The sequence below is a fragment of the Rhodopirellula sp. UBA1907 genome, from assembly GCF_002337565.1.
Taxonomy (GTDB): Bacteria; Planctomycetota; Planctomycetia; order Pirellulales; family Pirellulaceae; genus Rhodopirellula; species Rhodopirellula europaea.
This window is the reverse complement of record NZ_DDGH01000079.1, coordinates 36,105-47,059: the sequence shown is the minus strand read 5'-3', so window position 1 is coordinate 47,059 and position 10,955 is coordinate 36,105. Positions and strand designations below refer to the sequence as shown.

Below are 10,955 nucleotides of genomic sequence, written 5' to 3'. Positions count from 1 at the left end.
TCGCATTCCGACCCTCCCCAACTGCGTCCAGGAGGGTGATCTCAACCTAGCGAACACTGCACTTAAAAACTGCACGACTTCCTCTCCGGAGGGCTGGCAATCAATCGTTTGGCGAGATGAAATTTGGAATTTGGACGATATCTATTCAGCGGAGTCTGAATTCTGGTGAATCCAGCTACCAGAAGAATCGAACGACGGATGTAAATCGAGTTGGCGTGGTGTCCTAAAACAACGCCGTGGCTTCGCCGGTGGAGTCGACTTGCCAAGGCGTCCACAGGATGACTGGACTACCGATCTTCAAGTCGCTTTTTCGCGGCGGGATGGTCACTGTTTCGAGCTCCAGGTTTTCGATGTCGAATTCCTGTCCGAGCTGATCGATTTCGTGACGCAGTTCGTCTTCGAGCTCTTGCATGTCGATGTGCAGTTGCTCCAGAGCCGCTTCGGCTCGTTTGACGTCACCGCGTTGCTGAGCCGCTCGCGTGGCTCCTCTCGCCGCCGTCGACATCTTGGAGACGTTGGTACGGCTGGCGATTTTGCGACCCATGAAGGCGCCGATCAGCGAAGTGCCAAAGGACAGCAGTGAAGACATCTTGGCGGATTCGTACTGCCCTTCTTCACGTGCGATTCGTTCCTCTGCCGTTCGCATCTTGCCCTCCAGCGACTTCATCTTCGAACCGTATTTGTCACGCAGCTTTTCCGTCTGCAAATCGCGTTCTTCGCGAGCGGCTTGTTGGAAATGCAATCGAGCTTCGACTTCGCTTGCACCCGCCGGAGCGTACTCACCCAACGCGGGGCTTTTGAAAAGCTCCATTGGATGATGTCGGTAGAGATAGTCCTTCAATTGCTTTTGAATGGACTTCAGCTTGCTGGCTCCGCGAAGGTCGTCGGGCAGATCGGTGAAGTCAAAACCTTCTTCGGGATCGGACACCCATTCGGCATCGACGTCCAATGGTTCGCTGGATTCCCACACGTCATCGGGGACCCCTTTACCGCAACGCAGGACTCGCCGCACGTCGACCCATTCGTCCACGCTTGCACTGCTGCGAACGAAGTGCATGGAACCTTCACCCAAAAGTGCGGCCCGGTAGACTCGCCGACCATCGCCGCCGGGATAACGAGTGGGGACAAGGAATGCTTCCCCAACACCGGTCGGCAAGACTGGCCGACTGGGTGAGGAGACTTCGTTGGAGACCGATTCGTGTTCGCCGGCTTGTTCGGCCGCGAGTTCCGCTTTTCGATCCGCCATCAACGCAGAGATTTGATCGCGAGCCAAAGGCCCGGCCAAAAAAGACATCGCCCAACGAGTTTGAAACACGGTCGGTCCATCGTCATGCACGTTGTTCATCAGGAACACGCGACTGCCCAACGAAGCGAGCAGTTGTTCCATCTCGGCTTTGTTGAACGGCTTGCCAGTTTGAGCGGCGGCACCTTCGAGCCCATCCAGTACCCGAGCCTTGTCGCGTTCGGTTTGCAATCGGCCGAGGAACCAAGTGCCGATGTTGGACAAGCCTTTGTAGTCGAGGTCGACCGGGTTCTGAGTCGCGAGCGTGACTCCCAAGCCAAACGCTCGGGCTTGTTTGAGTAGCGTCAGCATCGGCGGTTTGGACGGCGGGTTGGCAACCGGTGGGAAGTAACCGGCGACCTCATCCATGTACAGCATTGCGCGGAGTGAGCTGGTACCGCTTTGTGTTCGCATCCACGAAACGATTTCGTTGAGCAAGATCGTGACGAAGAACATCCGTTCTTGATCGCCCAGGTGTGCAATCGAAAGGATCGATAGTTTGGGTTTGCCTTCTTTGGTGTACAGCAAATCGGGGATCGAGAGCGATTCGCCTTCCAACCACGATGAGAAGGCGGGAGAGGCCAACAAATTGTTGAGCGTCATCGCCAGCTTGGCTCGTTCGCTCGGTGGCATGAATGTGTCGAGGTCAAGCACTCCGACGCGGGTGATTGGTGGTGCTGAGATCAAGCCGATCAAGTCGCCGATCGTGACGCTGCGACCGTCTCGCCAGCAATGATCCAAGATCGAGCTGATCAGAATATGTTCGCGTGAAAGCAACGGGTCGGCTTCCATGCCAAGCAGGGTCAGCAATCCGGAAGCGGCCCCAGTGACTCGTTCTCGCATCGCGTCAGTGTTGGAAAGGACCTCCGGTGGCGGAGCGTCAAAACTTTTTAAAACGGTCAGCGGAATTCCGGTGTTGCTGCCAGGCGTGTAAATCGCGACGTCGGCGGCGGCTTTGAACTTGGCAACTCGCTCGGGCGTCTGTCCCCAAGAAGCCAAGCCGTTCTTCCAGGTCTTGGCGGTTTTGGCGGCGTACTCTTCCAATGTCATGCCTTTGCGGGACGCTTCGCCCTGTTCCAACCAAGGCAGGAAGTCGTCGGGCTTCATGTCAGGAAAGGCCAGCATCAGGTTCGCCAGGTCGCCCTTGGGGTCGATGCAGATCGCAGGGATTCCATCGATCGCGGCTTCTTCCAGCAACGACAGGCACAGTCCGGTTTTCCCGCTGCCAGTCATGCCCACGCACATCGCATGGGTGCACAAATCTTTCGCGTCGTAGAGCAGCAAATCGTCGAGAGCTTTGCCGCCCGCGATGTCGTACTGGCGTCCCAAGTAGAACGTGGCCAGTTTCTCGAACACGTCGGGAGAAGGCGTGGCAGATGTCTGAGAAGGAGAAGATGAGGACATGCGACGAATCGTGTTGCGAGCAGACGAGTGGATTCCAAGCGGTTGGTAACATACAACGTTCGGCAGTTTCAATCATCGGTGCCACTCCAACACGACCTGATCCATGCTCGATCTGTACGACAAAATTGATGAAGCCTGCACAGAAATCCGTCGTCACACTCGCGACACGCCGCGAGTCGGCATCATCCTGGGGACCGGGCTGGGCGGGTTGGTCGAGGACATCGAAGTCGAAGCAACGCTGGACTATTCCGAGGTGCCGCACTTTTTGAAGTCGACCGCGACCAGCCACGCCGGACGATTGATCATCGGCCGCATGGGCGGCGTGCCGGTGTTGGCAATGGAAGGTCGTTTCCACTTTTATGAAGGTTACGACCTGAAAGACATCACGCTGCCCGTGCGTGTATTCAAAGCGATGGGTGCCGAATTGTTGGTCGTCAGCAACGCGTGCGGGGGACTGAACCCTTATTTCAACAACGGCGACATCATGGTCATCGAGGACCAGATCAACTTGATGGGCGGCAACCCGTTGATCGGGATCAACGACGATCGCTTGGGCCCACGTTTTCCTGACATGTGCGAACCGTACGACCAGCAATGGATCGACAAGACATTGGCCATCGCTCGTCGCAACGAAATCTATCCTCACAAAGGTGTTTTTGTCGCAGTCGCGGGACCATGCCTCGAAACACGCGCTGAATATCGCTACCTGCGTCAGATCGGAGCGGATGTCGTTGGAATGAGTACAGTGCCCGAAACGATCGTTGCCGTGCATGCTGGAATGAAAGTCGTCGGATTGAGCGTGATCACCGACATGTGCTTGCCTGATGCACTGAAACCGGCTGATGTGTCTGAGATCATTGCGACGGCAAATGCGGCCGAACCCAAACTGCGAACGATCGTCCGCGGCATCGTTCAAGAGTGCGGCGAAGTTCGTATCGCTTGATCGATGCGAACGCGATAGGACGATCGCGGCGGGTGCCATGCTGGTCGGACGAAAGATACAATCGTTCAGACCTCCTCACTTCTTTTCGAAGACCCCGTCTCTAGGATTCATCCATGTCTGAGTTGTTGGAACAAGTCGGTCGTCAAATGACGCCCGAACGTATCTCAAGTCTGAGTCGCTCGTTGGGCGCGGATGAGTCCACGGTTCGAAATGCGGTCAGCGCAGCGTTGCCGACATTGTTGGGTGCGGTAACACGTCAAGCCGATGACCCTGCCCAAACGGCCCAATTGCATCATGCGTTGGAACGCGATCACGATGGTTCGGTGCTGGATCATTTGGGCGGTTTGTTTGGATCCGATGATGCTACTCAGAACGCTGGCGTGACTTCCAAGACGACCGCTGGCGGCGCGATCTTGGATCACATTCTCGGCAACAAGAAAGAACGTGTCGAACATGGTGTTAGCGCAGCGAGCGGTCTGTCGATGGGCCAATCGACCAAGTTGATGATGATGCTGGCCCCGGTCCTGATGGGCGTTTTGGGACAGCAGCGAAAATCCAAAGGGTTGTCCCCGGATGGGCTGGGCGAAATGCTACGTCAGGAGAAGGCTTCGGTGCAGCAATCGGCTGACGGCGGAAGCATGTTGGGCCGGATCTTTGATCAAGATGGCGACGGTGACTTTGACATGATGGATGTCGTCAAGTTCGGGATGGGCCGCTTCTTCGGTCGCAAGTAAGCGAAACCTTATCCGTCTTCTTTCATCGACTTGAAACGGTCGATTTGAAGATGCAGGTGCCACTGGCCCGGGTCGTCCAAAAGGCTGGTTTGTTCCAGCAGCAGTGCTTGGTCGATCTCGCCTTGTTGGGCCAAGATTTCAGCGAGCGTGTCACGGTAGACAGCACTGTTCGGTTCGACCGAAACCGCATGACGCGACATCTCCAACGCGTCGTCCAGTCTCGAATGATTGCGAACGGCACACCAAGCGACATTGTTTGCGGTCGTCGCATCGAGCGGGAACTGGCGAAGGTGTTCCATCCCAGCGTCCACGATCCGGTTGAGCCATTTGTCGGCGGACTGTGTCATGCCCAGTTGTTTGATTCGTGGCAGCATCAATTCCGCTGAGTGAATGTCGATGGGCTCGAAACGAAGCAGCAGTTCAAAGATGCGTTCGACCTCTCGTTGTTCGTCGGTATTCAGTTGCTGCCGATCTGATTGCAGGATCAGTTCCAATTGATTGCGTAGGATCAATTGAGGCAAAAGAACGTAGTTGATTTCTTGGTAGTCCGAGGCCGCCAGGGTGCCCGCAAAGCCGAGGTCGTACCAGCGGATCGCTTGCAGACGTTTTTCGATCGCGTCGGGTGGCAGTTGTTCCAGTTCCGCTTCCGCCGCGTTGCCCTCGTCGGCGGATACTGCTGTCGTACGTCGAAGGACAAATCGGTTGTAAGCTCGAGCGATGTCCATCAACGCGAGCGTTTCGTCTGATTCAAAAGCGGTGACCAAGAGCAGTGATTGATACAGGTCTTCCGCCAAATCCCACATGCCGGCACCGGCCAACGCGTCAGCCATTTGTTGTCGCATGTCGGTCGATGGTGTTGCCGCCATGACTCGCAATTGTGTGCGAAGTTCATCGGCCAACGATTGGTCGCCGTCTCTTTGTGCGAACATGAATTGTTGAAGGACAACTTGGAACCCGATCATCGCGTCGTCTCGCAGTCCCGCGTTCAGCACCCTTTGTGGTTCACTGATTATTTCTTGCCAGATGCTCTCAAAGTCTTCCGGCGTAGGAGCGTGCGAGTCATCTCGGTGATGATCGGTCAGCAATTTCAAACGCGCAGGCAGGTCTCCACTCTGTGCCATTCCTCGAACGATCCCGCGGACGAAATCAGCTCGTCCATGTGCTTCAAAGAGTGCTTCCCACTGCTGCGCGGAGGGGACATCCGATTCCGACAGTATGTATTCATCGACCTTGGTGCGGCGTTGAAGATCCTCTTCCGATTCGCCGGAACGAAGGTGCTCGCCGAGCAAATCGATCCATTCACGATGTTTGCGAATGTCTTCCGGAGCGGCTCGCGCGATCTCGCAGGCCGTGATGAAGCTACGCTCGGTCGACCATTCAGGACGATGGTGAAAGATGAACCAGTTGAGGTAGTACAGCAGTTCTTCGTTCGTCGGTTCAACCACACGCGAAACCAAACGCAGTGACAATCGAGATAGAAGGCTGGGTTTCTCGGGCGCCGCCAGTTCAAAGATCCAGTCGGTTTTGTTCGTCGCGGCGAGCGTCGCTAGAACGAAGTGCTGAGTCAGAACCGATTCGCGTCCCGGCGAGGCTTTGACATACATCCTGGAATCGGAAAATTGGGTCGCGATTCGATAGGCGATGTCAGGTCGTCCAATGTCGATTGCCGTTCGCATCAGAGCGAGGCAATCCAGGACTTTTTCTTTGGGGGCAACACCCGATCCGGAAGTCAATTCCTCTTCGGACACACTGCGTTGTTGGTGGATGGCTTCGTCGATCCATTGTTCCAAGTGCGTGTCGAGTTGTTCTGCTTCAAATCCCAAAAGCTGCAAACCGCGAGCATGACGCGATGTCTTGATCGCGACCGCTGACGCTTCCCGCGGTGATTGCTGTTCCAATAGATCGATGGCCGAGTCGACTTCCCCGTGGATCAGCAGTGATCGCCAACGAAGCGTTTCGTAGGACGGCGAAAGACTTTTTTCGCGTTCCCGCGTCAACGCATCGATGGCTGCTTGGCGAAGCGAGTCATTGCCCGATCGTGTGGCGGCGAGCAAAGTATCGGACCAGTGCCGAACGGCTTCGTCACGTGCAAATTGTTGCTCGGCAGCTGATCCTTCGTTTGCGGATTCATCGAGCCGCTTGGCTTCTTGCGCGGATTCTTCTGCGATCGCTTTCCAATCCGATGTCACCATTCGAACGACTCGGTTCAGCGAGTGCCGCGAAGAGTTGGGCTCGTCGGTTGGGGGTGGTTGTTGCTGAGCGAGTTCGTCGTGCTGTTGGGCGACTTCGGAGGCGGCTTCAAGGTTTCCACGCAGCAAATGCATCACGCACAATGCTTCCGCTCGTTGATCGTCTCGCCATGTTACTGCGGTCGCTGGAAGCGAAGGTGAATCGCCGGCGCTGCGAATCAAATCGTCGCGGCACAACGCCATTTTCTTGTTGGCTGATGCACGATCTAAAAATGCGATCAAATCAGGAAGTGAGTTTTGCAGGACCGCGATTCGGGCGTAAATCGGATAGCGGGATTCGACGACCAAGGAGACTCGGGCGAGAATGGCTTCGTATTCGATTGTTCCGGCAGCTTCTTCCATCGCGACGGTGGCGGCACGAAATCGGCCGGCTTCGAGCAACACTTCAATCGCTTCGGCGGGGCTGACTTTGGAAAGAATGTCGGCCAGTTCGGTCGGCGTGTCGGCAAGGATCCCGCGTTGCCATTGAGATTGCACCCAGCGGGCACGATCCGAGATTTCGGGATCGCGATGGCGGATCGCCTGGATGACGTCAGACCGCCAGCGATCTCGGTCACGCCACCACTGCAACGTCGTTTGAACTCGATCGTCGAATTCCGAAGCCGCCAACAATTCCGTTTGAGTCGTTGGCGTTTCAGGCATTGGTGATTCCTGGTCGACGCTCCATGCGAATTGTGCAGGAACGATGGTGCAGGACAGACACGCGGCGACAATCGCGAACGCTAGCTTGTTACTCAAGGTGGTGGTCACTGCGTAGTTGATGGGGTGTATCGGGTTTCAATCCAATCGGCAATTCGTTGTGGGTCAGCACCTTCGACGTTTTGCAGCGACCGCAAGATACCCGCCGAATCGGCCCGGATTTCCGGGGTGGATTTGGTGGCGATCGATTCGTAGACCGCCTGAGCGGCTTGCCCCGTTTCGGATTCCATTGGTAACTGGAACTTAGCCAATGCCTTGGAAACCACAAACGGTAAATCGTCGAGCGTGTAGGTGTAGTTTCTAGCTCCGCGGCGAGCGATCAATTGTTCGGCACGGGCTTCAACGACCAACAACGAAATTGCATCCGTCACGTTGAATTCATTGCCGGCGGTCAGGTCTGCCATCGCCCGGGAAACGCCACCTCGATAGTACGTTCCCAAGTCTGCGATTTGATAAAGCGTTTCTGCGCGAGCGACTTGTTCATCGGTGGCCGCGACTTTTTCGGCGGTTTCGGCCAAGGACTTCATCTTCGACCAATCCCGTTGCCGAATTGATGCTTCTGCAGCCGCAATGGCAGTATCACCAGCCGAAATGTTTTCCTCAGTTGCTTCGGGACGAGCGGCGGGCGATGGTGTCGTTGTGGGAGATGGCTCGGGGGCTGGGGGAGGCTGCATGTTGTCGCCGGCGTCCGACGGCATTCCCATATCGGGTGTTGGGGCAGTATCGGGCGGCGATGGCATTCCTGCAGGCAGGCCTGGCATGGTGGTGGGGTCACGCATCGCACCGGGGTTAGATAGGAAATTGCCCAGCGAGTCCCGCGAATTGGGTTGAGCGGGGGCCGGTGGTTTTATGATCCCATCGTTCGTTGGTCGAACTTGTCGAACAGGTTCTTTTTGCTCGGCGACCGGTCCTTGAGTTTGGCCTTGCTGATTCGCGTTGTCGTTTTTGGTTCGGATCGTGATCCCATCGTTGCTGCGAACGACCTGGACTTCGCCGGGGCCCCAAAAGAAAAAGGCGGCAAGGAATCCGACAATCACAAAACCGAGCAACAAGAATCCTCCCATCAGCCATCCGCCAGAATTTTGACGTCGCCGGGCGCGAGCAGCGGTTGGCGAACGTGGTTGGACAACCAACGGAGCGGGAGATTGTGAAATTGTCGGAGTCAAATTGGGAGCGACGTCGCCGATTCCGGCGGCCGGGCTGGCCGCCGGCGTGACGTTCACTTGATTGACCGCGGGATCAAGGACCAGTGTGGCATCCACGATTTCGGTCGCTGACTGACTGTTCGAGGCACCAGCCGCAGGTTGTGTCGAAGCAACCGGTGCAGCCTGCGTGTTGCCGGACGCGTTACCGGTTGGCAACAATGCCGCCAACGGATCGACCACGGGTGCTGCAGGCGCTTTCGGCTTTGCTGTGTCAGATGACGCAGCCTTCTGCGGCGTCGCTGTGGCGCTGTGGGAAGCGGTCTTGGTCGAGGATGCATCGTCCATCGAAACGATGCCGAAACGTGCGTCCAGCTTGGCTTTCTTTTTTGGGTCCGTCAGTGTTCTTTGTGCGGTTTGCAAAACCTGAGCTGCTCGGGACCACGTTTTGGGTGCGGTGCTGGACTTGGCTGCTTTCAACTGAGTGATTCGCCGCGCGATAGCTTCTTGGATGGCAGCCGCGTTGGATTCGCCGGGATTCAGCCCAAAGACTTGGTAGGCATGCGGCGAGGTGACGTGCTCAGGCAACTCAAGCAGTTCGTGAATGGTCTTCCCCGTCATGCCGTCATCCAAATGTCCAACGAATTGCATCTCATCATGCGAAAGCGATTCCAGGCTCCACCACGGAACCGCAAAAACATTCTAGCTGATGAGGGGGGAAACTCCCAAACCGGCTTTTGCGACCCAAATTCCGCTGGATCGAACGGGACAAGCTTTCCATGAAGGAATCTGCCTGGACGAGGTGAATCGTGGAGTTCGGGCGTTTCTGGGCTACCGCACGCGGACGGGCCGAGGCGAGGAAATGTTGGTTCCGCGAGACCATTTGTAACAACTCAGGGACTCTCCGACGTCGCCTTCCCTGGATGCGATAAACTGCTTTGCAGTCGACTGTCGTTTTGCCTTCAACGGGATTTCCGAAATGTGGAAGCTTTTCCATCGCAGTTCAATCGTTTTGATGATGGCATTTTTGGCTCAGGCCCCAGGAGTTCAAGCGAACGATTTCGCAATTGAAGAGCAGGAGCCCAATTCGCCGGCGGCGACAGAAACTGACGCGAAGTATCCCGAGCAGATCGTTGATCGACTGTTTGAGATGTCTGTGAGCGATCCCTCGGCTGAAATTCGAATCAATGCTCTTCAGGCGTGTGCGAATATTCCGGATGAGGGAGATCGTTTGAAGGATGCGGTCGAACATTGCCTTGATGCCTCCGATCTCATGGTTCGTTTGACTGCGATTCAATTGTTGGACCGAGTGGAGTTGACGCCGCAGCGAAAGGTTGATGCCGCCATTGACTACTTGGAAATTCGCTATCAAAACCCGGAGCGACGTGCGCCACTGAATCACCGTTCGATGTCTCCCGCCATCGACGTGTTGAAAAGTCATTCGGACATGGCAAACGCAGAGCTCTCGGATCGGCTGGAAGAGACCGGTCCGATGACCCTGCTTCATTTGCAGCTTGCTGGGTTGTTGGATTTCGATGTTGTTAAGAATGCGGATCGTCTGAATGACCGTTCAAAATCGGGCGATCAAGAGGTTCGTCGCGAAGTTGTTTCGCTGTGGGCAAAGTACTTCGCAAGCGTGGCAACGAAACAGTCGCAGCCTGACCTCAGCGAGAAGCTCAAGGAAATCAATCCAAAACTTTTGTCCTACGCCGAGAAGATCATCAGCCGATACGACCAAGACGGTTCCAAGTCACTTCATGAGCAAGAATGGCAAAAGATGCTGATGAGTCCGGCACCCGCTGATCTCAATCACGATGGGCGTGTCACCATCGAAGAGTATGCCCTGCTCATGCACAGCCGATCAAAGAAGTAAAAAAACTGCCTCGATCCAGATGGAACGAGGCAGCATGAATGTTGTCGTGAGCTGTCCGTTGTTTAGTTCAGGGCTGGATAAACATCACTGGGAACTCGCGAATCGGTGCGGGCTTTGAGCTGGGCGGATTTTGTGCCGGACGTTCTCGTGCGATCGGTCGTTTCGGTGGTTGAGGTTGTGATGTCAAATGCCGCGGCAGATGAGGTTGGATGCGACTCCAGCTTTGGATGACTTGTTGCAGTCGCGTGGTGATTTGTTGTTGCAACTGGTCGGCTTCGCGTCGCAACGAGGCCTCGATCGAAGGCAACTGATTGAGTTCGCTGTTGAGGTTAGCGATGCCGCTGGGGGCTTTGATCTCGAGTTTGAGTTCTTTCAGGACAGGCTGCAGTAGTTTGTCCGCCAGCTTTTCAAGCGGTTTCAGGACCACACCAAGGACCTTGCCCGGCGTTTCCAGAATTTCGCGGATGCTGAAGGTGATGGTCTTCTTGCCGAATGGGAGTTTGATCGTGAGTTTTTTGCCGAGCGTTTTCTCAAGCTTGGCTGCGGTCTTCTCAGCGGGAGCCAATTTCTTTTCGAAGCTGTCCAGCGATTGATCCATCGTCATGAATGCGCGGATGGGATCGTTCCAC

The 10,955-nt window shown here is 55.8% G+C and carries 6 protein-coding genes and 1 pseudogene; 3 read left to right on the top strand and 4 right to left on the bottom strand.

Translation table 11 applies throughout. From position 1 onward, the window contains the following. Positions 1-223: 223 nt before the first annotated feature. Positions 224-2,686: an ATP-binding protein gene (locus tag B2R17_RS16880; protein WP_286764903.1), complete on the bottom strand. Its 2,463-nt coding sequence runs from the start codon at positions 2,684-2,686 to the stop codon at positions 224-226. Positions 2,687-2,789: 103 nt separating this feature from the next. Here B2R17_RS16880 and B2R17_RS16875 point away from each other — a divergent pair, with 103 nt between their 5' ends. Together B2R17_RS16875 and B2R17_RS16870 are read left to right on the top strand one after the other, a co-directional pair. Then, on the top strand, positions 2,790-3,629 hold the full coding sequence (locus tag B2R17_RS16875) for a purine-nucleoside phosphorylase (RefSeq protein WP_008664368.1): 840 nt from the start codon (positions 2,790-2,792) through the stop codon (positions 3,627-3,629). A 113-nt stretch (positions 3,630-3,742) separates the two neighbouring features. Next, positions 3,743-4,363 carry a DUF937 domain-containing protein gene (locus tag B2R17_RS16870; protein WP_008653959.1) on the top strand — a complete coding sequence of 207 codons (621 nt, stop codon included), beginning with the start codon at positions 3,743-3,745 and terminating at the stop codon, positions 4,361-4,363. 8 nt (positions 4,364-4,371) lie between these two features. Here B2R17_RS16870 and B2R17_RS16865 read toward each other — a convergent pair whose 3' ends face one another. Further along, complete coding sequence (locus B2R17_RS16865; protein WP_339888425.1) at positions 4,372-7,362, bottom strand: GlcNAc transferase; 2,991 nt, start codon at positions 7,360-7,362, stop codon at positions 4,372-4,374. Further along, entirely contained in the window at positions 7,359-9,074 is a 1,716-nt protein-coding gene (locus B2R17_RS16860; RefSeq protein WP_286764901.1) for a hypothetical protein, read from the bottom strand. The genes B2R17_RS16865 and B2R17_RS16860 overlap by 4 nt, the downstream gene beginning before the upstream one ends. Positions 9,075-9,432: 358 nt before the next feature. On the opposite strand from B2R17_RS16860, the gene B2R17_RS16855 reads away from it, so the two are divergent. After that, the gene (locus B2R17_RS16855; RefSeq protein WP_286764900.1) at positions 9,433-10,326 is read left to right on the top strand and encodes a HEAT repeat domain-containing protein; all 894 of its coding nucleotides are present in this window, start codon (positions 9,433-9,435) and stop codon (positions 10,324-10,326) included. Positions 10,327-10,393: 67 nt separating this feature from the next. Here the strand turns inward: B2R17_RS16855 and B2R17_RS16850 are convergent. Next, positions 10,394-10,955 (bottom strand): annotated as a pseudogene (locus tag B2R17_RS16850) (hypothetical protein); the annotation flags it as partial.

What these genes read in the sequence shown, in the direction of transcription:
- B2R17_RS16880 (WP_286764903.1), bottom strand. Translation starts at nt 2,686, where the DNA reads ATGTCCTCATCTTCTCCTTCTCAGACATCTGCCACGCCTTCTCCCGAC.
- B2R17_RS16875 (WP_008664368.1), top strand. Translation starts at nt 2,790, where the DNA reads ATGCTCGATCTGTACGACAAAATTGATGAAGCCTGCACAGAAATCCGT.
- B2R17_RS16870 (WP_008653959.1), top strand. Translation starts at nt 3,743, where the DNA reads ATGTCTGAGTTGTTGGAACAAGTCGGTCGTCAAATGACGCCCGAACGT.
- B2R17_RS16860 (WP_286764901.1), bottom strand. Translation starts at nt 9,074, where the DNA reads ATGACGGGGAAGACCATTCACGAACTGCTTGAGTTGCCTGAGCACGTC.
- B2R17_RS16855 (WP_286764900.1), top strand. Translation starts at nt 9,433, where the DNA reads ATGTGGAAGCTTTTCCATCGCAGTTCAATCGTTTTGATGATGGCATTT.